Source organism: Rufibacter sp. XAAS-G3-1, from assembly GCF_013623775.1.
Lineage (GTDB): Bacteria > Bacteroidota > Bacteroidia > Cytophagales > Hymenobacteraceae > Nibribacter.
On record NZ_JABFAM010000013.1, the window covers coordinates 38138 to 61265 of the forward strand.

At 51.1% G+C, this 23128-nt stretch carries 16 protein-coding genes; 8 read left to right on the plus strand and 8 right to left on the minus strand.

The window, feature by feature from the left end:
• Positions 1-297: 297 nt before the first annotated feature.
• From HHO50_RS15270 to kduI, 8 genes are all read right to left on the minus strand, one after another.
• Positions 298-1698 carry an MFS transporter gene (locus HHO50_RS15270; protein WP_255478763.1) on the minus strand — a complete coding sequence of 467 codons (1401 nt, stop codon included), beginning with the start codon at positions 1696-1698 and terminating at the stop codon, positions 298-300.
• 14 nt (positions 1699-1712) lie between these two features.
• A complete protein-coding gene (locus HHO50_RS15275) occupies positions 1713-2372 on the minus strand; it encodes a bifunctional 4-hydroxy-2-oxoglutarate aldolase/2-dehydro-3-deoxy-phosphogluconate aldolase (RefSeq protein ID WP_181307016.1) in 660 nt (219 codons plus the stop codon).
• Complete coding sequence (locus HHO50_RS15280; RefSeq protein WP_181307018.1) at positions 2362-3390, minus strand: sugar kinase; 1029 nt, start codon at positions 3388-3390, stop codon at positions 2362-2364. Before HHO50_RS15280 ends, HHO50_RS15275 begins: the two co-directional genes overlap by 11 nt.
• A 3-nt stretch (positions 3391-3393) precedes the next feature.
• Positions 3394-4791: a glucuronate isomerase gene (uxaC, locus tag HHO50_RS15285; RefSeq protein ID WP_181307020.1), complete on the minus strand. Its 1398-nt coding sequence runs from the start codon at positions 4789-4791 to the stop codon at positions 3394-3396.
• A gap of 160 nt (positions 4792-4951) precedes the next feature.
• Positions 4952-6376 (minus strand): tagaturonate reductase, encoded by a 1425-nt coding sequence (locus HHO50_RS15290; protein WP_181307022.1) that lies wholly within the window; start codon positions 6374-6376, stop codon positions 4952-4954.
• 92 nt (positions 6377-6468) lie between these two features.
• The gene (locus HHO50_RS15295; RefSeq protein ID WP_181307024.1) at positions 6469-7509 is read right to left on the minus strand and encodes a LacI family DNA-binding transcriptional regulator; all 1041 of its coding nucleotides are present in this window, start codon (positions 7507-7509) and stop codon (positions 6469-6471) included.
• 66 nt (positions 7510-7575) lie between these two features.
• The gene (locus HHO50_RS15300) at positions 7576-8367 is read right to left on the minus strand and encodes a gluconate 5-dehydrogenase (RefSeq protein WP_181307026.1); all 792 of its coding nucleotides are present in this window, start codon (positions 8365-8367) and stop codon (positions 7576-7578) included.
• 6 nt (positions 8368-8373) lie between these two features.
• Positions 8374-9213 (minus strand): 5-dehydro-4-deoxy-D-glucuronate isomerase, encoded by an 840-nt coding sequence (gene kduI / locus HHO50_RS15305; protein WP_181307028.1) that lies wholly within the window; start codon positions 9211-9213, stop codon positions 8374-8376.
• A 225-nt stretch (positions 9214-9438) separates the two neighbouring features.
• Here kduI and HHO50_RS15310 point away from each other — a divergent pair, with 225 nt between their 5' ends.
• The 8 genes from HHO50_RS15310 (at position 9439) to HHO50_RS15345 (ending at position 23013) form a co-directional block, all read left to right on the plus strand.
• The gene (locus HHO50_RS15310) at positions 9439-12795 is read left to right on the plus strand and encodes a TonB-dependent receptor (RefSeq protein ID WP_255478764.1); all 3357 of its coding nucleotides are present in this window, start codon (positions 9439-9441) and stop codon (positions 12793-12795) included.
• Positions 12796-12812: 17 nt separating this feature from the next.
• Positions 12813-14678, plus strand: a complete 1866-nt coding sequence (locus HHO50_RS15315) for a RagB/SusD family nutrient uptake outer membrane protein (RefSeq protein ID WP_181307030.1) — start codon at positions 12813-12815, stop codon at positions 14676-14678.
• A 31-nt stretch (positions 14679-14709) separates the two neighbouring features.
• Positions 14710-16317: a DUF5123 domain-containing protein gene (locus HHO50_RS15320; protein ID WP_181307032.1), complete on the plus strand. Its 1608-nt coding sequence runs from the start codon at positions 14710-14712 to the stop codon at positions 16315-16317.
• 489 nt (positions 16318-16806) lie between these two features.
• The gene (locus HHO50_RS15325; protein WP_255478765.1) at positions 16807-18108 is read left to right on the plus strand and encodes a DUF4861 domain-containing protein; all 1302 of its coding nucleotides are present in this window, start codon (positions 16807-16809) and stop codon (positions 18106-18108) included.
• Positions 18109-18317: 209 nt separating this feature from the next.
• Positions 18318-19718: a polysaccharide lyase family 1 protein gene (locus tag HHO50_RS15330; protein ID WP_255478766.1), complete on the plus strand. Its 1401-nt coding sequence runs from the start codon at positions 18318-18320 to the stop codon at positions 19716-19718.
• A 7-nt stretch (positions 19719-19725) separates the two neighbouring features.
• Positions 19726-20673 carry a pectinesterase family protein gene (locus HHO50_RS15335; RefSeq protein WP_181307034.1) on the plus strand — a complete coding sequence of 316 codons (948 nt, stop codon included), beginning with the start codon at positions 19726-19728 and terminating at the stop codon, positions 20671-20673.
• 115 nt (positions 20674-20788) lie between these two features.
• Positions 20789-22018 (plus strand): glycoside hydrolase family 105 protein, encoded by a 1230-nt coding sequence (locus tag HHO50_RS15340; RefSeq protein WP_181307036.1) that lies wholly within the window; start codon positions 20789-20791, stop codon positions 22016-22018.
• 8 nt (positions 22019-22026) lie between these two features.
• On the plus strand, positions 22027-23013 hold the full coding sequence (locus HHO50_RS15345; RefSeq protein ID WP_181307038.1) for a pectinesterase family protein: 987 nt from the start codon (positions 22027-22029) through the stop codon (positions 23011-23013).
• Positions 23014-23128 lie beyond the last annotated feature (115 nt).

The window sequence follows — 23128 nt, forward strand, 5'->3', positions numbered from 1 at the left end:
CTTGGCGAGTCTGGAGGCTTGCGTCAATTGGGTCTAAACCTGCGAGGTCTTGGAGATCTTACAAGTCTTCGTGCTGATAGTTCTTAAAAAGTAAAGATTTCACTCGCTCGCCTCAGGCGAGGGTGGGTTACCCGCGGCCTTTGGCCGCTAGGCTGGACATTCCAGATGACTTTCCTGGCCAATAGCACAAAGGCTTTCAGCCTCTGTTTTAGGCCTGTTTTCCGCAAAACAGCTCTAAAACGCATAAAAAAGGGAAGGCCTTAAAGCCTTCCCTTCTTCAGTTGGTGCAATCTGTGATTAGATGTTCACCGGTTTCATTTTAGGTACCAGCGACTTCATCACGGCCCAGGCCAGCAGATACGCCAGCGCGCAGAACGCAAACATGATGGTGTAGCCGGTTTCTATGCTGCCCGCTTTCTCGTAGTGGTCAAACAGATAGCCGCCCACTTTGGTCACGATCACTCCACCAATACCGCCTGCCATGCCGCCTATGCCGGTCACCGAGGCCACCGATTTCTTGGGGAACATATCTGAGACGGTGGTGAAGATGTTCGCGCTCCAGGCTTGGTGGGCAGAGGCCCCGATACCGATCAGAATCACCGGAAACCAGAAGCTGACATGCCCCAGCGGCTGCGCGGCCAGTACCACCAGCGGGAAGAGCGCGATCACGAGCATCGCCCGCATGCGGCCCTCATAGGGGTTGTAGCCTTTGTTGATGAAGTACATGGGGAACCAGCCCCCAAAGATACTCCCAATCATGGTCATGCTGTACAGCACGCTCAAGGGCAGCATCACGTCCGTGCCGGTTAGGCCGTACTGCGCTTTGAGGTAAGCGGGCAGCCAGAAAAGGAAAAACCACCACACCCCGTCGGTCATGAATTTGCCGAAGACGAAAGCCCAGGTCTGCCTGAACTTCAGGAGGCTGAACCAGGACACCTTCTCGGCCGCGGCCGGGGAATCCTGCTCCAGTACGGGCTCAACGTCGCTGGTGATGTAGGCTTTCTCGGCGGCCGAGAGGCGTTTCTGTTTTTCAGGGGTTTCATAGAAAATAAACCAGAAAATCAGCCACAGGAAACCCACGGCCCCAATGATGAGGAAGGTGTATTCCCAACCCAGGTGCGAGGCGATCCACGGAACGGTCAGCGGGGCCAGGATGGCCCCCACGTTAGAACCGGAGTTGAAGATACCAGTAGCCAGCGAGCGCTCTTTCTTGGGGAAATACTCGGCGGTGGCTTTGATGGCCGCCGGGAAGTTACCGGATTCTCCGAAGCCCAGAAAAGCCCGGGCCACCATGAAACCCAGCACCGAGACGGAGATGCCCGCAAACCCCAGCGCAGTGAACAACGGACTCACCGCCCGGCCCAGAGGCTCAGCGTACGCGTGCAGGATAGCGGCCAGAGACCAGATGATCAATGCCCAGGCGTAGCCCTTCTTGGTGCCCAGCTTGTCAATGAACCGTCCCGCAAACAGCATGGAGATGGCGTAGGTGAACTGGAACACCGCGGCAATGTTGGCGTAGTCGGTGTTGGACCACCCAAATTTCTCGGCCAGCATGGGTTGCAGCAGGCTAAGCACCTGCCGGTCAAGGTAATTGACCGTGGTGGCGAAGAACAGGAGACCGCAGATGGTCCACCGGTAGCCACCAATCTTTTCCTGGGTGGTCATGGGTTTAAGGTTTGTTTGTGTTGTTTGGGTCATATGGGCGCGGTTTATTAGTTTCTACAATTCTTGGCTAGAGCCAGGGCCTGCGTAGTGAGGTCGTGTAACTTGTCGTACGCACGGTTGTCCAGCACGTCTTTGCTGATGAGCTTGCTGCCCATGCCCACGGCGCAAACACCGGCCTTGAACCAGGTGCGGAAGTTCTGTTCCTCCAGTTCCACACCGCCCGTAGGGATGAACATCTGGCCGGGGAACAGTTCTTTGATGGAGGAAAGGAAGGCTGGCCCCAGAATGTTGGCCGGGAAAAGCTTGATCAAACCGGCTTGGGCGGTCTGGGCGGTATGGATCTCCGTGGGAGTGAAGCAACCGGGCACCCAAAGCAAACCAGCCTCATGCACCAAATTACCTACCTGCGGGTCTACAATGGGAGCCACAATGTAGTCGGCCCCGGCTTTGAGGAAGTCGTTGGCCTGCTGCACGGTTTTAATGGTGCCAATGCCCAGGTGCAGGTCTTGGTACGTTTTCAGCTCAGATTTCAGAAACGTGAAGTTTTCCAGCGCGGCGGCCCCGCGGTTAGTGTATTCCAGCGTTCTCACACCCGCCTGGTACAGGACTTTGATGATTTCCAGGCTCACTTCGGGGCTCTCGTAGAAAAACAAAGGCAGTAGCCCCTGGTCTACAATCGCCCGGAGGGCCGTCTCTTTAGTCTGCATATTCTTTTATGGTTTCCTGTATCTCTGCTACCGAAGTGGTGGTAGCGTCGCTCTCAATGAATAATTTCTTGAAGGCCGCCGCCGTGGCAAACTCCAGGGTCGTTTTGGGGCTGTTTTGGTGAAAGAAGCCGTAAATCAGGCCCGCCATGAAACAGTCGCCGCTGCCCACTTTGTCCAGAATCTGGTCTACCACATACTCCTGAGAGACATGTAGTTGGCCTTGGGTGTACAAGGTAGTGAAATAGCGGATGCCTTTTGCCCCATGGTCAAAACGGAACGTGTTGGCGACTATTTTACTTTTTGGGAATTCTTTCAGGATAGCCTCTGAGGTAAGGGTGGCGTGCTGCAACAGTTTGTCTTTCTCAATGTCAGCCACCAAGTCTTCCTGCAGCGGCATGCCCAGCATTTTATTGGCGGCCCACACGTTGCCCATGATCAGGTCACAGGAAGAAGCCAGGGCAGGCATTACCTCTACCGGTTCTTTCCCGTATTTCCACAGCTTGGCGCGGTAGTTCAGATCCAGGGAAACGAAGATTTTCCGGTCAGCGGCGGCTTGGAGGGCTTCGGCGCAGACATCGGCCACGTTCTGGGTGAGGGCGGGGCAGATGGCACTGAAATGGAACCAGCTTACGTCCTCAAACACCGCGTCCCAGTTGATGGTGCCGGGCGTAAGATCGGCGTACGCCGAACCCGCGCGGTCATAGATCACCCCCGCGTTTTTGAGGTCTTTTCCCTTGGGCAGGTAATAAAGCCCGAGGCGGTCTCCCTGCATGACAATGGGGGAAGTGTCAATCTGCCGCTCCTGCAGGTAGCCCACCAACTGCTCAGAGATGAAGTTCTGGGGCAGCGCAGTGAGATAGGCTGAGGGAACGCCCCAGAGCGCGAGGGCAGTGGCCACGTTCAGTTCGGCGCCGCCCACGTAGAACGGCAGTTTGTTTTCGCCCAGCCACTGGCCCTCGCCGTCTGGGCAGATTCTCAAGAGCAGTTCCCCGAAGGATAAGACTTTTCCTGCCGCCATACCTTAGAAGTTGAAGTAGTTTTTGGCGTTGTTGTAGCAAATATTCTCCACCATCTGGCCAATCCAAGCCATTTCTGAGGCCGGTAACTCGCCGTTCTCCACGTCATTGCCCAGCATGTTGCACAGGATTCTTCTGAAGTACTCATGGCGCGGATAGGAGAGGAAGCTGCGCGAATCGGTGAGCATGCCCACAAAACGGCTCAGCAAGCCCATGTTGGAAAGGGCGTTCATCTGGGCTTCCATGCCTTGTTTCTGGTCCAGGAACCACCACGCAGAACCGTACTGGACTTTGCCCGGCGTGCTGCCGTCATTGAAGTTCCCGATCATGGTGGCGTACAGTTCGTTCTGGCTCGGGTTCAGGTTATAGAGGATGGTTTTGGCCAGTTGGTCTGAGTTGTCCAGTTTGTCCATGAATTTGGAGAGCGGACGCGCCACGTCAAAATCCCCGATGGAGTCAAACCCGGTGTCTGCCCCCAGTTCACGCATCATGCGGGTGTTGTTGTTCCGCAAAGCGCCCAAGTGGAATTGTTGCGTCCAGCCTTTGGCGTGGTCCATCAAAGCCAGTTCCACCAGCATGGCTGATTTGAATTTCAGGATTTCGCCTTGCGTGAGGGCCTGTTTCTGGAGTGCTTTTTCAAAAATCTGGCTAATCTGTTCGCTCGTGTATTCTTCGGCGTACATGGTTTCCAGGCCGTGGTCAGACAAACGTCCGCCCTGGGCGTGGAAGAAATCATGGCGCTGTTGCAGGGCATCCAGTAACTCCTGGAATTTGCCGATGGAAACGCCCGAGGCGGCTTCCAGCTTTTGCAGATACGCCAGATACCCGGTGTCTTCAATGGCCATGGCTTTGTCCGGCCGGAAGGTAGGCAGCACCTTAATGCCGAAATCATCGGCGGCAATTTTCTGGTGGTGCGCCAGGCTGTCAATGGGGTCATCGGTGGTGCAGATCACCACCACGTTCATCTGCTTCAGGATGCCGCGCACGCTGTACTCCGGGGTTTGCAGCAAAGCGGTGGCTTCGTCATAGATGGAACGGGCACTCTCGGGGTTGAGGACTCTGTCAATCCCGAAGGGGCGTTTCAGCTCCATGTGCGTCCAGTGGTACAGGGGGTTCCGCATGGTGAACGGCACGGTCTGGGCCCATTTCTCGAACTTCGCGTAAGCATCGGCATCGCCGGTGCAGAAACGCTCCGGAATGCCGTTGGTACGCATGGCGCGCCACTTGTAATGGTCACCTTCCAACCAGATCTGCGTCAGGTTGTCGAATTTTCTATCGTTGGCAATGTCCTCTGGGTTCAGGTGGCAGTGGTAGTCAATGATGGGCATGTGCTTGGCATGCTCATGGTACAAGGTCTGCGCCGTCTTGGTCTGGAGGAGAAAGTTATCGTCTAAAAAGGACATGTACTTGGTATGATTTGATGGAAACTACCTGTAAACTCAAATACGCTGGCAAACCAGCCGGGGCGTTTACGGGGTGATTTTGTGAAAATAGGCTAAAAACAGGCATAATACCCAATGATAAGAGCTGCAATTGTTAGAAAGAGACCTATTTGGTACTTTTTTAGACCGTTTTTGCCTGTTCTTTTTGCTGTAGCGTTTTCAACTGGGTGGTCATGGCGGCTTGCAGCCCTTCCACTTGGGTAAGGTCAGCGCCCCAGAAATCCTGGTTGGCCAGCACGGCCTGTACGGTTTCCCCGGGCGTTTCTTTCTGCCAAGCCGATTGGAAGAAAGCCAGCACCTCAGGGGCATCGTTCAGCGGAATCTGCTCGCCGTTGTAGTCGCCTTTGTAGAACAGGATGAGCGCGGCCAAAGACTTAAGAAGCCGGGTGGGCAACTGGCCTTTTCTGCGGTGATATTCCAAAATAGAGGGCAAAACGCGCACCTTGAATTTAGACACCGAGTTCAGCGCAATGGAAAGCAGCTCGTGGTGAATGAACGGGTTCTGGAAACGCTCTATCACGTCATTGGCAAACTGCTGCAGTTCCTGGGCAGAAAGATCTAGGGTAGGGATGATCTCCTCAAAGATGGTTTCCCTGATGAAGGCGCCGGCTTCTTCGTCTTCCACGGCTTCGCGCACGGTGCGCAACCCCTGTAGATACGCCACCGGTACCAGCGCCGAGTGGGCCCCGTTCAAGATGCGCACTTTCCTGATGCGGTAAGGCGTGAGATCGGCTACGATCTTCACCTGCAACCCGGCCTGTTCTGCCGGGAATGCCTTGGCGACAGATGCCGGAGCCTCCATCATAAACAAGTGGAAAGGCTCTGATTTCACCAGCAAGTTGTCTTCAAACCCCAGTTTCTGCTGAATCTGCTGGCTGGTGTCTTTGGGGAAGCCGGGTACAATGCGGTCTACCAGGGTGTTGCAGAAAATGGTGTCTTGCTCCACCCAGGCCGAAAAGCCAGCAGGAAGGTGCCAGAGGTCTGCGTACCGGAGCACGATCTGCCGGAGCTGGTCGCCGTTCTGCTCAATCAACTCACACGGAATGATGGTGAGCGCCTTTTCCTTGGCCCCGTTAAAGTGCGTGAACCGGCGGTAAAGCAGGGCCGTCAGTTTGCCGGGGAAAGAGGTAGGCGTTGTCTCAAACGTGGTATCTGCGGGGTCAAACGTGATGCCGGCTTCGGTGGTATTGGAGATAACGAATTCCAGGGCGGGGTTTTGAGCTAGTTTCAGGTAGGCGGCATAGTCAGCGTAGGGGCTGAGCGCGTTGCTCACGCAAGAAACCAGTCTGGTCTCCTGCACGGTCTGGCCGTCCTGAAGTCCTTCTGTCACCACATGGAACAGGCCGTCCTGCGCGTTCACTTTCTGGTACGCTGTCTTGTCGCGGGGCTGCACAATCTCTACCGCGCCGTTAAAATCGGTTTTCTCGTTCAGGATGTCAATGATCCAATCTACGAAACCGCGCAGGAAGTTCCCCTCTCCAAACTGTACCACCTTGGTAGGCCTGGTTTGAGTAATCTGGGCGGTTTTTCTGTTGAGTGGTTGCATGGGTAAGGTTTTTGTTTTGGGGGTAGAATTTGAAAAACAGGCGTAAAACGCGGGTGCTGCTTTGGTGCGCTGCGGGCGCTGTGGCCGCAGGGTTAAGGTAGCCGCCCAGGTTTCCGTAGGGTAGAGCCCCTGATGATCAACTCGGGCTTGAGCACCGTTTTCTGCGGCACCAGTTTGGTGTCACCGCCTTTGAAGTGCTCAAAGAACAGTTCGGCGGTAATTCTGCCCATGGTTAAACTGAACTGGTCTACCGTGGTAAGGGCCGGGTCTGAGAAGGACGTGAACGGCTCGTTCCCGAAACCGGCTATCGCGATTTCTGTGGGCACCAGAATCTTGTGTTCTTTTAGTACCTGCAAGGCTCCCATGGCCCCGTAATCTGAGGCCGAGAAAACGGCATCGGGCTGTACCTTCAAGGCAAGGAGTTTCTCCATGCTGGTGCGTCCGTCCTCTAACTGCAGGTTGCTCTTGATGATGAGTTCTTCGTCAAAAGGAATCTCGTAGTCTCTGAGGGCATCGGTGTAGCCGCGCAACCGCTCCTTGAAAACGCTTACTTTCTTGGGGCTGGTGAAGTGGGCAATGCGCCGACAGCCCTGCAGAATGAGGTGCTCCACCACCTTATAGGCGCCTAAGTAGTCATCAATGACCACCTGGCTTACTTCCAGGGCATCTGTGGTGCGGTCAAACAATACCAGCGGAATCCCTTTTTCATGGCAGCGTTTGTAGTGGTCAAAGTTCTCTGTGTTCTTGCCTATGGAAGCAATGATGCCGTCTACCCGCGCGCTCAACAACGCGTCAATGGTTTGCACCTCCTTCTCATAGTTGTCATAAGACTGGCAGATGATCACTTTGTAGTTGAGTTTATTGGCTATTTCCTCAATTCCCCGCACCACCGACGCGAAGAACGCCCGGTCTGCCGTAGGCACAATAATGCCAATGATGTAGCTTTTGCCGTTGCGGAGTGCCGCGGCAATGTTGTTAGGCTGATAATTCAACTGCTTGGCTGCTTTCAATACCGCCTTTTTGGTGATCTCACTTATTCTGGGGTTGTCGTTCAACGCCCTGGAAACGGTGGATGCCGTAATGTTGAGTTTCTCCGCTATGTGGTGAATGGTCACCTTTGGTTTACTAGCCATATGGTTATTGGTCGCCCCCGGGGGAGGGTCAAAATCTACTACACGCTTCTATCTGTCACCGTTGGCCTACCGTTCATTGCTGGGTTTCCCTATGGTGGCCAGGATGCCCCCGTCCACGTAGATGATCTGCCCGTTGACGAAGTCGCTGGCGCGGCTGGCCAGGAACACGGTGGCCCCGCCCAGATCTTCAGGATCACCCCATCTGCCGGCGGGTGTCCGGTGAACGATGAACTCGTTGAACGGGTGGCCGTCTACCCTGATGGGCGCGGTCTGCTCGGTGGCGAAGTAGCCCGGCCCGATGCCGTTGACCTGCACGTTGTGGCGGGCCCACTCGGTGGCCAGGTTCTTGGTGAGCATCTTCAGCCCGCCCTTCGCGGCGGCATAGGCGCTCACCGTGTCGCGGCCCAGCTCGCTCATCATGGAGCAGATGTTGATGATCTTTCCCTGTTTCCGGGCCACCATGTATTTGCCCACGGTTTTGGACATGACAAAGGGGCCGGTAAGGTCTACGTCCAGCACTTTCCTGAAATCGGCTACCTCCATCTCCAGGGCGGGGGTGCGCTGGATCATGCCGGCGTTGTTCACCAGAATTTGGATGGGGCCCACCTCTTCTTCAATGCGCTGGATATTGGCTTTGGCGGCCTCCTCGTCAGTGACGTCAAACAAATAGCCTTTCGCGTCTATGCCGTTGGCGCGGTACTGCTGGAGCGCCTTCTCCATCTTAGCGGGCGTGTTGCCGTTTACCACCAGGGTGGCACCGGCCTTCGCCAAGGCAGTAGCCATGGCCATGCCCAAGCCGTGGGTGGCACCGGTCACCAGGGCTACTTTGCCGGTCAGGTCGAATAATTGCTGTGTCATGTCTTCTTACTTAAGGTCGGTGATGGGGAATTTGTCCATGTCATTGTAATCCAGGTTCTCGCCGGCCATACCCCAGACAAAGGTGTAGTTGGAGGTGCCTGCGCCGCTGTGGATAGACCAGGGCGGGGAAAGTGCCGCCTCCTGGTTCTTCACCCAGATATGGCGCGTTTCCTGCGGTTCGCCCAGGAAATGGCTCACCACCTGGTCTTCGGGCAGGTCGAAGTAGAAGTAGGCCTCCATGCGGCGGTCGTGCACGTGGGCGGGCATGGTGTTCCAGACGCTGCCGGTTTTCAGCTCCGTCACGCCCATCTGCAACTGGCAGGTATCCACCACTGAGTTGATGAGCACCTTGCGGATGGTGCGGGCGTTTGAATTCTCTGGCGCACCTGTCTCCACGGTCTCGGCCTCAGCCAGGCTCACCTTCTTGGTAGGGTAGGCGTGGTGGGCCGGGGCGGAGTTGAGATAGAAACGGGCCTCCCCGTCTTTGGCCGGGTTGAACAGAACTTCCTTCACGCCTTTGCCTATGTACAGGGCCTCCTTGGGGGCCAAGGTGTATTCCTCGCCCTCTACGGTGACGCTGGCCTGGGGGCCCACGTTGATGATGCCCAGTTCCCGGCGATCCAGGAAGTTCTCTGCGCGGAGGGTAGGGAAGGTGTCCAGCCGCACCGGCCCGCCCACGGGGTTCACGCCGCCTACAATCAGGCGGTCATACAGGGTGTAGGTCAGTTGCAGCGTGTCTGGCACAAACAGATTCTCGATCAGGAAGTGCTCGCGCAGTTTCTGCGTGTCGTAGCCCTTGAAGTCTTGGGGGTGAATCGCGTGGCGCGTTGTGTGGTGGAGGCTCATATGGTTTGTAGAATTGATGTAATCGTTTGCGCAAATTACAAATTTATCAATGCCTTCGGTTATCTGATCTTATAAAAAGATGTAGAAAGTACTAGAAGGTGCGTTGAATCGTTTTGCTAACATAATAAAAAATTGGTGAACAAGGCAGATGTTTAGGGTATGTATTTAGAAAAGTATCAAAAAAACGGGTTGTTTTTTTGCGAAAGAATTTAAATAAGCGTAAATATGCAATCGGTTGCGCAGATTAGTGCCATGCCGCCAGCCTTGCCCCAAATCCTTAACACTTTATCAAAAAACAAATTGTTATCTATGCAACAAGCATTACTAAAGAAGAGCCGGTACCTGCTGGTGCTGGTTTTTTTCTTCACTGCCCTAGCTGGTGCCTTTGCTCAGACTGTTACCATCACCGGGAAAGTGACAGATGAGAAGAAGGAAGGCCTGCCAGGCGTGACCGTCCTCTTAAAGGGAACCACCACCGCCAATGCCACCGACGTAGACGGGAACTTCTCCCTGGCGGTGCCCAATGGAACCGGTACTTTGGTGTTTTCCTACATAGGCTTCGTTTCTCAGGAAGTGCCCATCAATGGAAGAACTTCTATCAATGTAGCCTTGGTCTCAGATTCAAGGGCTATTGATGAGGTGGTAGTGGTAGGGTATCAGACCGTCACCAGAAAAGAATTGACCAGTTCCGTATCATCAGTAAACGCAAAGCAATTGCAGGACATACCAGTAAGTACGGCAGCTGATGCATTGGCTGGGCGATTGGCAGGGGTTCAAGTTACCTCATCAGATGGGCAACCAGGTTCTGAAGTGACAATTCGGGTAAGGGGTGGAAATTCTATCACTCAAAGCAATGAGCCATTATATATTGTGGATGGTATTCAAGTTGAAAATGCATTGTCCTTCCTTTCGCCGCAAGAAATTCAATCAATAGATGTGTTGAAGGATGCGGCCTCTACCGCAATATATGGAGCAAGAGGCTCTAACGGTGTAATTGTGATCACTACAAAAGGTGGACGCGAAATGCCCACTCAAGTGACCTATAATGGTTTTGCTGGCGTGCGGCAAATTGTGAACAAGTTGGACGTGATGGGGCCTTACGATTTCGCACTTTATCAATATCAGAACTATAATTATAATAGAGATGAGGAAACCCGTAATAGTTTCCGGGATAGGTATGGGCGCTATGAGGATTTAGATATCTACAGAAGCATGCCTAAAACAGATTGGCAAGAAGAGGTATTTGGTAGGGCTGCTTTGAGCCAAACGCATGTGTTAGGTGTAACAGGGGGAAGTAAAACAACTTCATTCAATTTTACTCTGAACCACGTGGATGAGGAGGGAATTATGCTGAACTCGGGAAATGTGCGTACCCTGGCCTCTTTGAAATTTGATCATACAGTAAACGATAGATTCAAAGTTGGATTTACTGCTCGTTATAGCCGCCAACAAATTGAAGGTGCAGGAACCTCTACTACGGGAAACGTTGGAAACAGCAGGCTGAGAAATGCTGTTCGCTTTAGACCCTTTATCGCTCCAGGATTTGAAGATCAGGTGAATGATTTTGATCCTTTAGATTTTGAAAGATCTAATCTTATAAGCCCAATCCTTTTGGCTAATCAAGAGCTACGCTTTGATAAGCGCAATGACATAATACTCAATGGTTACTTTAGTCTTGATTTGTTAAAGAACTTAACTTTTAAAAGTGTATTTGGGGTTACTGCCGGCGAAAGAAATATTGATGAGTTTTATGGCCCGTCCACCTCATCAGCAAGAAGAGAAAACGGACAGCCTATCGTAAACCTAACCGATAGGAATACATTGTCTTATACTAATTCAAACACCTTGAACTATAGGACAACCTTTGGGGAAGACCATAATGTCAATGTATTGGTCGGTCAAGAAACTTGGAAGAGGAGTAGGGAAGAGTATGGTGTATATGTGAGATGGCTTCCAATAGATATTACTCCTGAGCAAGCATTCGCAGGGATTGATAAAGCGACCCCGCCTGCAAACTTAATACAAGATCCGGCGACAACTAATGAATCCGGAGAGGCTCTTTTTTCTTTGTTTGGATCAGTCGGATATAATTTCAAGGAGAGGTACAGAGTGAATTTTGCTTTTAGACGTGATGCTTCTTCTTTGTTTGCTCCTGAAAATAGGGCAGGCGTTTTCCCTACTGCTTCTGTGGCATGGCACATTGGTGAAGAGAGCTTTATGGCTGGTACTAAAAGCTGGTTAAATGACTTGAAGATTCGTTTTGGGTATGGGGCTGTTGGAAATAACCGAATTGAAGCTGATAGATGGAGACCTGTATTCGGTACAGATGAAGATGTAGCCTACGCCTTCAATGAAGCCATCACTCCCGGATATTACGCCCCTGCCCTAGCGAATAGAAGCCTGGTTTGGGAAACAACAGTTTCTAAAAACCTTGGAGTAGATATGTCCTTATGGAATAGTAGGTTAAATGCTAGTATTGACGTTTATGAAAACACTACTAATGACCTCCTGATTGAGGCGGTAGTGCCACAAACTAGTGGCTATACACGTCAGCTTCAAAATGTAGGAGAAACTAGAAATAGAGGGGTGGAGTTGCAACTAGATGGTGTGGTAATGGATAAAGGTGACTTAACTTGGACTGCCAACTTCAACATTACCCATCAAAAAAACAGAATTATGAGCCTTGGTATTGATGCTACAGGGCAACCACTTAAATCTTATCCTTACCCATCTGGTTGGCTTCCAACACAATCTGTTACTTATAATGATTTCTTAGTAGAAGTGGGTAGGCCAGTGGGGCAGTTTTATGGCTATGTAACAGATGGATATTATAAACTTGATGATTTTACTGCCACTTACAATGCAGCTTCAGATTCTTGGACTTATGTACTTAAGGAGGGGCTCGCAAACAGCAGAGAGGTAGCATTAGGTAATAGAGCTCCGCAACCGGGTGATTTAAAACTGAAGGATTTGACTCCGGATAATGGTTCAACTATGATTGGTGCCGATGACAGAACTGTTTTGGGAAATAACCAACCGAAATTCTTTGGTGGCTTGAACCAACAAGTAACTTACAAAGGGTTTGACTTGAGCGTATTTCTTAACTTCTCTTACGGAGCAAAGGTCTACAATGCTAACAAACTTGAGTTTACCACCCTTTATGAGGATTTAGACAATAACGTGCTCTCGCTGATGAACGACCGTTGGAAATGGTATGACAACAATGGGGCTTTAGTCACAAATCCAGAGCAGTTGGCTGAAATGAATAAAGATTCAAAATACTGGACTCCAGTAAGAGGTAATTACTTCCTTCACTCATTTGCCATTGAAGACGGTTCCTACCTTAGAATTTCAAACCTAACCCTTGGGTATTCACTGCCAGAATCTTTATTGAAAAGAACAAGAGTGATCTCAAAACTTAGAGTGTATGCCACTGTAAACAACTTGGCAACTATTACTGGCTATACAGGCTATGATCCTGAGGCAAATACTAGAAGAAATACAGGCTTGACCCCTGGTGTAGATCATGCTGCTTATCCACGGAGCCGCTACATCCTGGGTGGAGTAAATGTTACTTTCTAATCTCAAATCTGTAAACCATGAATACTAAATATATTAAATCTCTTTTTGTTGCAACAGCAATTGGAGGATTCTTAACCTTGTCAGGTTGTGATGAGTTCTTGACAATTGAAAATGATTCAACTCTAACACAAGACGCAATCTTTGCGAGTGTTTCATATACTGAATCTGCATTAATAGGAGTATATAACATGTTACCTGGCGATAATGGATATGGTAACAGAGTCTCTATTATTTTTCCTAATGCGGCTGATGACTTTAGGGTAAGTGGAGATCATAATGCTCAAGGGCGCCAAGGTATTGCTCATTATGGTGTTGCACCTGGCAATGGTGAACTAGAGAGGCCCTTTAACCAGCTGTATGGGGGCATAGAACGAGCAAATATTTGTATAAAAAATATTCCACTATCAGATATTTACACATCTGGCTCTGCCTCTGAGCAAGCAAAAATGCGCAAATTATTAGGAGAGGCATTGACTCTGAGAGCGCAATTCTATTATGAGCTTGTACGAAACTGGGGAGATGTTCCGGCCCAATTTGAGCCTTCTTCTGATATTCCAGACCTCTATTTGACAAAAACTGATCAAGATGAAATCTATGACAGACTGTTAGCTGATTTGGCTCAAGCAGCAGAACTTGTGCCCTGGCGTTCAGAAACAGGTGAGCCTACCACTCGTGTGACCAAGGCTGCTGTAAAAGCACTGCGAGCTAGAATTGCGTTGGCAAGAGGAGGGTATTCTTTGAGGAGAACTTCAAAGATGATGGAGCGCAGAAGCAATTATCGGGAATTTTATGAGGTTGCTAAGAACGAATGCCGTGATATCATTCTTCAAAATGAAAATGGTTTAAGTCCTATTTATGAAGATGTTTTTAGAGCATTGCATGGTAGCTCCAGATCAAGTGGGGCTAGTAGAGAGTTGATTTGGGAAGTTGGAGCCTATGGTGGCGGAACTCAAACCGATACGAAGTTGGGTTATTCTAATGGGCCAAGAATAAACCAAGCAAATCCTACTTATGGCCAAGCAAATGGGTTGGTTGAGGCAGTTCCAACCTATTTTTATGAATTTGACTCGATTGGAGATTCACGAAGAGATGTCACATTAGCATATTTTGCTGTTGAGGCAAATAACAATAAGACACTTTCTACTTCACTGGTAATGAGAGAAGGTAAGTTTAGGAAATACTGGACTAACTTCAATGGTACTATCCAAACCCTAGGAATCAATTGGCCACTTATCAGATATGCAGATGTACTTCTAATGTTTGCAGAAGCTGAGAACGAATTAAATGGGCCTACGTCAGAAGCAGTTGCCGCATACGAAGAAGTTAGAAAGCGTGCTTTCTTTCAGTGGGAACCTAGGATGGGCACAACACCCACAACAAAACCAGAGTTCTTTAATGCTATTGTGCAGGAAAGATTGTTAGAGTTTGGCGGAGAAGGAATCCGGAAATATGATCTTATTCGCTGGAATTTATTAGAGCCAACTATACTAGAAACAAGAGCTAAGATGCGTGCTATGATGGAAGGCACTGGACGTTACGCTAATGTTCCTGCAACAGTATACTTCAAACCTAATCAACTATTAGGTAGAAATGTGACAGCTCAGGAAGAAGCCCTTAATTTTCAGTTGCTAGCAGGATTTGGGACAAACGGAGAGCCAATTACTGGGAATGTAAATCAGGTAATGTACCAACCATCGCCAACTACTACTACCCCAACTGGGTTTACTGGAGTGAATTGGAGAGCTGCTATCACAGAGGCACACATTTCCGGGCCAGTAAGAGCTTTTGCAAGTCAATTCACACCAAATCAGTCTGAGCTTTTCCCAATTCCTACTGGAGCTTTGAATGCTAATTTTAGACTTACCCAAGACTACGGTTATTAATCAAAGTTTTTGATTACAAAAGATAGAAGACATGAAAAAAATAAATTCAAAGTTGTTCCTGCTGGTTTACCCTATGTTATTATTACTTGGGTTGGGTATGGTTTCTTGTAAAGAAGATGACGAGGAATTGGGGGGGATGCGGATGTTCCAGCCTGGGGGTGAAATTTCGTCTTCTTCTGGAGAGTCATCGGTCACCTTAACTTGGGAAACCCCGGCGAACACTGTTGCAGGTACTACAACTTACACTGTGGAGATTGCCAAGGATACGTTGTTTCAGACACCTGTAATTTTGACGGCACAGACAGATACCGCTACCATCACCTTTACAGAGGAGCAACTTACGATAAAAGAACTCTACTATGCACGGGTAAAAACCAACGCTAGAGAAGATGGTAGAGAAGAATCAAAATGGTTGACCAGTTCAAGGTTCAGTATCAGAGGGGCTCAGTTGTTCGTGAACAATCCTGTAAACAGCGAAGACCTCACCGACAGAGGGGTTCGGTTAAAGTTCATCTCAAGAACAGAATTAACTAGGGTAGTTCTGACCCCTCTAGGAGGAGGAACCCCGATTGTGGTGAATCTTACCCCCGCCAACCTTTCTTCTGGTACAATTCTGGTAGATAATCTTGCATCTGGCACCACGTACATAGCAGAAATCTTTGCGGGTACCAAAAGCAGAGGAACTACCACCCTCAGAACCAAAGATCCACTAGCCGGAATTTTGGTTGACCTCAGGGGCTTCACGAACAGACCAAGTGTATTACAGGATACCCTAACTCAGATCCCTAATGGAAGCACTGTTATTTTGAGACGTGGTATGACTTATACCATTGCATCAGAAGTGAACCTGGACAAGTCTGTGACAATTACCAGTGGAACAGATTTGACAGAACCTGAATTAGCCTCTATTTACTTCACCAGCAACTTCAATATTGCTGCTGGTAGCAACATAGATCGCGTTACCTTTAGAGATGTGATTTTGACCGGAAGTGATGCTACGGCAAAGTACGTCTTCAATATCAACAAAGCCTCTACAATAAAGGCGATGACGTTTGAAAATGTGAGAGCTGGTAAGTTTAGAGGACTAGTGCGAACCCAAGCTAGCCCGGTAATCATCAACAACTTCACCGTAAACAACAGCGTGCTTGATAGCTTAGGCAGTTACGGGGTTCTTACCGTTGACGTAGCCACCAGCCAAGTACAGAATATTATTATCAGCAACTCTACCATCTACAAAGCAGAGAAAGTGATTGTCAGCAGAAACAACTCCACTTCTGTGTTAATTGAAAACGTAACGGTGAATGAGGCACCCGCTTCAGGTGGTTACTTGGTTGATTATTCTACAACTGGTACAAACAGTGTAACCAACGGAATCAAGATTAGAAATTCAATTCTAGGAATTGGCAAAGCGGGTAGCCAAACCATTAGAGGTATCAGGGTAAACTCAGCCTCTCTGGTGGAGGTATCTGGAACTTACGCCACCTCTGACCACGTGGAGAGTGCTAATCCGCTTCCAAGTCTTTCAACTTATAACGGCACCTCTCTTACCTTATGGCAAGACCCTAAAAACGGAGACTTCCACTTTAAAGATGGCAACTTTGCAGGCAAAGCAACTGCCGGAGACCCACGTTGGAGATAGGAATAAAAAGAAGCACCAGAAGGATAAGTGCCGTCAAGTAGGCGGTATTTGTCCCTCTGGTACTAAGGTGCATCAAGGCCGTTTAGAGTTCCTGTTTTGGGCCTGTTTTTGATAAAACAAGCTCTTAACATAAGAAGCCTGGAAGAGGCTGAAAACTGAACTTTCTGAATGGCAATAGAAGTGAGAAAAGTCTGAGTTGTTTCTATAGACATACTATGAAGCTCTTAGAGTTTTGCGCCTGTTTTCCTAAAAACACCCTGGAAACGGCGGTACAAGCGGATGCTTGCGGCAGTGTACAAATAACGGCTTCTTGTTTTCTGCCTGTTTTCATAAAAGTAGCCTAAAAACGATGGCGCTGGTTGACGCTTGCCCCAGAAGAATTGCTTTAAATGCCGGTTCATGAAAAACTCTAAACAGGTTCTATATTATTCTGCTGGGTGCAATGTGCTTGGGTAGTTTCCTTCCCAAGTCTTACTCCCCCTTAAAACTATGATTACTAAGAATTTTACTTGGATCAACGGAATCTTCGCATTCCTGCTCTTGCTGAACATGGGGTGTGCTACAAGCCAGAACACCCCACAAGGAGCAACCGCTAGTGAATTCCCCCAATCCTTTACCGTACAAGTAACCAACCCATTGAACCGCGAGCGTGAGAGTGTGCTGGTGCTCATCAGCGAGGCAGACTTGCAACGGAGCCACCGCTCTTTCAACAGACAAGCCTTTGCGGTATATGACGGCACCATTGAGATCCCCAGCCAGTACAACGCCAAAGACACCTTCAACAAAGGCATAGCACTGGTGCTGGACAACATGAAAGCCGGCGAGACCCGCAAGCTCACTGTTCGCTACCGTCAATCCGGCACCAACCAGCGCACTTACCCCAAACGCACCCAGGCCGAACTCTCCAAGAAAGTAGGCGGTCGTTTTGAGAACCGAAAATACATTGGCGGCACGTTCCAGAACATAGATTCCCTGCGCGTCCCCGATGAAGTCACCGACCATTCCTACTACCTGCGCTATGAAGGCCCGGGTTGGGAGTCTGACAAAGTGGGCTACCGTTTTTACCTGGACTGGCGGAATGGGGTAGACGTGTTCGGGAAGAAGACCAATGCCATGGTGCTGCAGCAAGTAGGGCTGGACGGCTATGATTCTTACCACAACCCGCAGCCCTGGGGCATGGATATTCTGAAAGTAGGCAAAGCCCTGGGCGTAGGTTCACTGGCCATCTTTGACAACGGCAAAGCCGTGCGCGTGGAGAAAACAGACAGCACCTACAGCAAAATCACCCAGAACGGAGACGTGTACTCTTCCATCCTCACGGACTATTACGGCTGGCAAGTGGCCGGACAAAAACTGAATGTCCATTCCCAACTCAGTATCCACGCCGGTACCAGACTCACCCGCCACCAGATGCGCCTTGAAAACGGGCAGCCGCAGAACATCAGTACCGGGTTAATCAAAGACAAAGCCGCCAAGCTGGTTTCTTCTAAAGGCGAAGCGGGCAAGAGCTACGGTTACATTGCCACGTACGGCCCGCAGACCTTGAACACCCCGCCAGACAAGGTAGGCATTGCCGTGCTTTTCAAACCACAGGATCTCATCACGCTTACCCAAGATCCTTTGAACCACGTGGTGCAGTTGAAGCCTTCTAACGGGCAAGCCGAATATTATTTCCTGGCGGCGTGGGAACTGGAGCCCAACGGCATTAAAACCGAAGAACAGTTTCACCAATACCTGAAAAGAACCGCTGAAGAACTGGCGCACCCGGTGCAAGTGAAGGTCTCCAGATAAGCCTTGCCCGAAGGCGGAATACAGACTTCTGCCTCGCACCGATAGCTTTCCGTTTCGGGCCTGATTTCTGAAAACCAGGCCCGAAACGGAAAGCCTTCAAACACCTTCCTCGGCGATGGCATTAGTTGCCGGAAGGTGATTTTTTACAAGAGGAAAACGGGGAATAGATGAAGGGGAGGGTGCCTCTTTTACGTACGACAAAACAGAAAATGAAAGTAGTAAACAGTTTGCCGAAGCTTTCCCTTTTGGGTATCGCATTCCAGATGATTTCTTTCTCTGGGTGCGCCCAGAAAGCTTCTCCCACCACTACCGCGCCGGTCGCAACCAAGGCAGAGACCGGCCAGGCGTTGGCGTTTCCGGGGGCCGAAGGGTTCGGGAAGTTCACGACCGGCGGCAGGGGCGGACAGGTAGTAGTGGTCACCAATCTGAACGATGCCGGACCGGGCAGCCTGCGCGAAGCCATCCGCAAGAAAGGCCCGCGGGTGGTGGTGTTCGCCGTCTCCGGGTATATTGAACTGGAGTCGCCGCTGGACATCAACAACGGGGACTTGACCATTGCCGGACAATCCGCCCCCGGCGACGGCATTTGCCTGAAAAATTACCAGGTGAGTATCAAGGCAGATAACGTCATTGTGCGGTACCTCCGGTTTAGATTAGGCAACAAAGCGGCCCAACAAGCCGATGCGTTCGGGGCCAACAAAGGGAACAGCAACATCATCATTGACCATTGCTCCATGAGCTGGGCCACGGATGAGAGCGCCTCGTTTTACCGCAACAAGAACTTCACCTTGCAGTGGAGCATCATCGCGGAAAGCCTGAACGCCTCGGTGCACGCCAAGGGCGACCACGGTTACGGCGGCATCTGGGGCGGAATGGGTGCCTCTTTCCACCACAACCTACTCGCCAGCCACAACAGCCGGATGCCCCGGTTCAGCGGTTCCACCACCACCCCAAATACCCCTGATGAACTGGTGGATTTCACCAACAACGTGGTCTACAACTGGGGCCAGAACAACACCTATGGCGGCGAAAAAGGCCGTTACAACATGGTCAACAATTACTACAAGGCAGGCCCGGCCACAGCCTCCTCTAAAAAAGACCGCTTGGTGAACCCATCGGCGCCGTTCGGGAAATTCTACGTGGCAGGTAATTATGTAGATGGTTTCCCAGCTATCACAAAAGACAATTGGGCAGGCGGCGTACAGCCAGATAATAAAGATTCGCTTAATGCGGTGAAAGCCGCTAACCCGTTCCAAGTCACTTCCATCAACGTGCAAGAACCACAAGCCGCGTTTGAAGCGGTGTTGAAGGGGGCCGGAGCCAGTCTGAAGCGCGATGCTGTTGATGCCCGCGTGGTGCAGGAGGTAAGAACGGGCAACTCTAACAATGGCAAAAAGAAAACCGGCATCATTGACACCCCAGAAGAGGCAGGCGGCTACCCGGTTTTGAAAGCTACCCCCGCTCCGGCTGACCAAGACCAGGACGGCATGGCAGATGCCTGGGAAAAGTCCCAGAAGTTGAACCCGGCCAGCGCCAGTGATGCCGCCGCGTTTACCCTAGATAAGCGATACACGAACATCGAAGTTTATTTGAACAGCCTCGTAAAATAGAATGCCCATGAAGAAGTGGATGCCCTTTTTGTTTCTGATGTGCTTTGGGGTTCTGGCGCAGGCCCAGCAGAAAAAGCTGGTGGTGGCCCAGGACGGGAGCGGCGACCATACCACCCTCCAATCGGCGGTAGACGCTATTCCCGCGTTCCCCAATGAGCGCCTCGAGATTCACATCAAAAACGGCACGTACCGCGAGAAACTGGTGATTTCCTCCTGGAAGACCAAGCTCTCCTTCATCGGCGAAGACAAAGACAAAACCATCATTGTCTGGAACGACTACTCGGGCAAGGGCAACATCAATACCTTCACTTCTTACACGGTGCTGGTGCAGGGCAATGAGTTCAGGGCGGAGAACCTCACGTTCCAGAATAGTGCGGGGCCGGTAGGGCAGGCGGTGGCGTTGCACGTGGAGGCCGACCGTTGCGTGTTCAAAAATTGCCGCATCTTAGGCGACCAGGACACGCTGTACACGGGCGTAGACAACAGCCGCCAGTACTATGTGAACTGCTACATTGAAGGCACCACAGATTTCATCTTCGGGCCGGCCACGGCGTTCTTTGAGAATTGCATTATCCATTGCAAAAAGAACTCCTACATCACGGCCGCATCCACCCCCCAGAACCAACCGTACGGCTACGTTTTCCTAAACTGTACCGTGACCGCCTCGCCCGCGGCGACCAAAGTGTACCTGGGAAGACCCTGGCGGCCTTTTGCGCAGACGGTGTTTCTGAACACGACGCTGGGCGAATTCATCCGTCCGGAAGGCTGGCATAACTGGAGCAAGCCCGAGGCTGAGAAAACCACTTTTTACGCCGAGTACAATTCCAAAGGCCCTGGTGCCGCGCCGGAGAAAAGGGTGAGCTGGTCTAAGCAACTTTCCAAAAAAGAAGCCAGGAAACTGGCCAAGGCCGAAGTGGTGCTGGCAGGCCAAGACCACTGGAATCCCCGCAGATAAAGGTTTGGCGTTTCAGGGCTGTTTTTTAGAAAACCGCCCTGAAACGAAAGAAAGAAGAACTCGGCGATAGCTCTCCAGAGCCGCACAAAAGAAAAATATTCTCATGCAAAAAACGATGAAGCGTACCCTGTTTTTCCTCCCCCTGCTGGCATTGTTGTTCACGGCCTGTACCTCTGGCCAGAACACCAGCGGAAGCACCATTCCCGCCTCGCCCACCGGCAAACCGTACTCCGTCTGGATGGCCGATTCCGAGATGAAGCGCAGTCCGCAGGGCTGGATGATTGATTTCCGGCCCGTACCGAAGTGGGACTATACCCAAGGCCTGTTCGCGAGTGCGCTGGAGCGCGTCTGGAAACGGACGGGTGACCAGAAGTACTTCACCTACATCCAGGCCTTCGCCGATACCATGATTACCGAGAACGGCACCATTAAAACCTACAAGAAAGCAGACTACAACATTGACCGCGTGAACCCCGGCAAGTTCCTTATTGGCCTGCACAAAGAAACTGGAAAAGAGAAGTATAAGCTGGCCCTGGATCAACTGCGCGACCAGATGCGCACGCACCCCAGAACGTCTGAGGGTGGTTTCTGGCACAAGAAAATCTACCCCCACCAGATGTGGCTGGACGGCCTGTACATGGCCTCGCCGTTTCTGGCCCAGTACGCCGCCACCTACAATGAGCCGCAACTGTTCAATGACGTGGCGCTACAGATTGAGCTGATTGACAAGCATACCTATGTGCAGGACAAGAACCTGTTCTACCACGGCTGGGACGAGAAGCGCGAGCAGAAATGGGCGAACCCCCAGACCGGGCTTTCGCCGGAGGTGTGGGGCCGCGCCATGGGTTGGTTTGCGATGGCCTTGGTAGACGTGTTGGATTATATGCCGCAGAACCACCCGAAACGTAACGACATTCTGAAGGTTACCCAGAAAATGGCCAGCGCCATTGCCCAGTACCAGGATGCCTCCACCGGACTTTGGTGGCAGGTGGTGGACAAAGGCGGCCAGGAAGGCAACTACCGGGAAGCCTCCGTTTCGAGCATGTTTACTTACTTTTTGGTGAAATCCGCGAAGAAAGGCTACATCGACCAGAATTATTTGACCAATGCCCGTCGTGGCTACAACGGCATCTTGGAGAACCTCATCCAACAGAACCCCGACGGCACCATCAGCATTACGCAGGTTTGCGCCGTGGCCGGTTTGGGCGGCACGCCGTACCGCTCCGGAACGTACGAATACTACATCAACGAGGAGAAACGTGACAATGACCCTAAGGCGGTGTCCCCCTTCATCATGGCCTCGCTGGAGTTTGAGGAAATGGGCAAGGCATCGGCCTCTAAATAAAACAAGCCATGACGTTCAAGAAACCTTTTCTGGTGCTGGTCTTGCTGTTTGGGACTTTGCTGGCGCAGGCACAGAAGTATGATTTTGTGGTAGCCAAAGACGGCAGCGGGAACTTCAAAACCGTGCAGGAAGCCATTAATGCGGTGCCTGATTTCCGGAAGAACACCACCACCATTTTCATCAAGAATGGTACTTACAAAGAGAAACTGACGCTGCCCACCACCAAGACGGCAGTGAAGATGATTGGCGAGGACGTGAAGAAAACCATCCTCACCTTTGATGACTATGCGTCCAAGAAAAACCGTTTTGGCGAGGAGATGGGCACCACCGGCTCCACCAGTTTCTTTGTCTTCGGCGATGATTTCACGGCGGAGAACCTTACGTTTGAAAACTCGTCCGGGCCGGTTGGTCAGGCCGTGGCTGTTCGGATTGACGGCGATAAAGTCATGTTCCAGAACTGCCGTTTTTTGGGCTTTCAGGATACCTTGTACCCGCATGGCGAGAGAAGCCGCCAGTACTACAAAAACTGCTACATAGAAGGCACCACGGACTTTATCTTCGGGTGGTCTACGGCGGTGTTTGAGAACTGCGAAATCTTCGCCAAGAAAGGCGGCAATTTCATCACGGCGGCATCCACCCTGGAAGGCGCGCCCTACGGGTTTGTGTTCCTGAACTGCCGCCTCACCGGCGATGCCCCCGAGAAGTCCTTCTACCTGGGCCGCCCCTGGCGGCCTTTCGCCAAAACGGTGTTCCTCAATACCTACCTGGGCAAGCACATCAAGCCCGAAGGCTGGCACAATTGGAACAAACCGGAGGCCGAGAAACAGGTTCTCTACGCCGAATACAACTCCAGCGGCCCTGGAACTTCTAAAACAGAGCGCGTGAAATGGGCCACCCAACTCACCGCCGAACAAGCCAAAGACTACACCTTAGAGAAGATATTCAAAGACTGGAACCCGCTGGCCGTGAAACCAGCGGCCCAGGTCGGGAAGTAAGTCCAGGTTTTGCGTTTCAGGGCTGTTTATCACAAAACAGGCCCGAAACAGAGAAGGAATTGAACAATAAAAGAGGAGAAGGAAAGACAAATTGGAAGCCCTTGCCGCCAGATTT

Excerpts from the sequence above, each read along its gene's own strand:
- HHO50_RS15270 (WP_255478763.1), bottom strand. The coding sequence starts at position 1,698 with ATGACCCAAACAACACAAACAAACCTTAAACCCATGACCACCCAGGAA.
- HHO50_RS15275 (WP_181307016.1), bottom strand. The coding sequence starts at position 2,372 with ATGCAGACTAAAGAGACGGCCCTCCGGGCGATTGTAGACCAGGGGCTA.
- HHO50_RS15280 (WP_181307018.1), bottom strand. The coding sequence starts at position 3,390 with ATGGCGGCAGGAAAAGTCTTATCCTTCGGGGAACTGCTCTTGAGAATC.
- uxaC (WP_181307020.1), bottom strand. The coding sequence starts at position 4,791 with ATGTCCTTTTTAGACGATAACTTTCTCCTCCAGACCAAGACGGCGCAG.
- HHO50_RS15290 (WP_181307022.1), bottom strand. The coding sequence starts at position 6,376 with ATGCAACCACTCAACAGAAAAACCGCCCAGATTACTCAAACCAGGCCT.
- HHO50_RS15295 (WP_181307024.1), bottom strand. The coding sequence starts at position 7,509 with ATGGCTAGTAAACCAAAGGTGACCATTCACCACATAGCGGAGAAACTC.
- HHO50_RS15300 (WP_181307026.1), bottom strand. The coding sequence starts at position 8,367 with ATGACACAGCAATTATTCGACCTGACCGGCAAAGTAGCCCTGGTGACC.
- kduI (WP_181307028.1), bottom strand. The coding sequence starts at position 9,213 with ATGAGCCTCCACCACACAACGCGCCACGCGATTCACCCCCAAGACTTC.
- HHO50_RS15310 (WP_255478764.1), top strand. The coding sequence starts at position 9,439 with ATGCAATCGGTTGCGCAGATTAGTGCCATGCCGCCAGCCTTGCCCCAA.
- HHO50_RS15315 (WP_181307030.1), top strand. The coding sequence starts at position 12,813 with ATGAATACTAAATATATTAAATCTCTTTTTGTTGCAACAGCAATTGGA.
- HHO50_RS15320 (WP_181307032.1), top strand. The coding sequence starts at position 14,710 with ATGAAAAAAATAAATTCAAAGTTGTTCCTGCTGGTTTACCCTATGTTA.
- HHO50_RS15325 (WP_255478765.1), top strand. The coding sequence starts at position 16,807 with ATGATTACTAAGAATTTTACTTGGATCAACGGAATCTTCGCATTCCTG.
- HHO50_RS15330 (WP_255478766.1), top strand. The coding sequence starts at position 18,318 with ATGAAAGTAGTAAACAGTTTGCCGAAGCTTTCCCTTTTGGGTATCGCA.
- HHO50_RS15335 (WP_181307034.1), top strand. The coding sequence starts at position 19,726 with ATGAAGAAGTGGATGCCCTTTTTGTTTCTGATGTGCTTTGGGGTTCTG.
- HHO50_RS15340 (WP_181307036.1), top strand. The coding sequence starts at position 20,789 with ATGAAGCGTACCCTGTTTTTCCTCCCCCTGCTGGCATTGTTGTTCACG.
- HHO50_RS15345 (WP_181307038.1), top strand. The coding sequence starts at position 22,027 with ATGACGTTCAAGAAACCTTTTCTGGTGCTGGTCTTGCTGTTTGGGACT.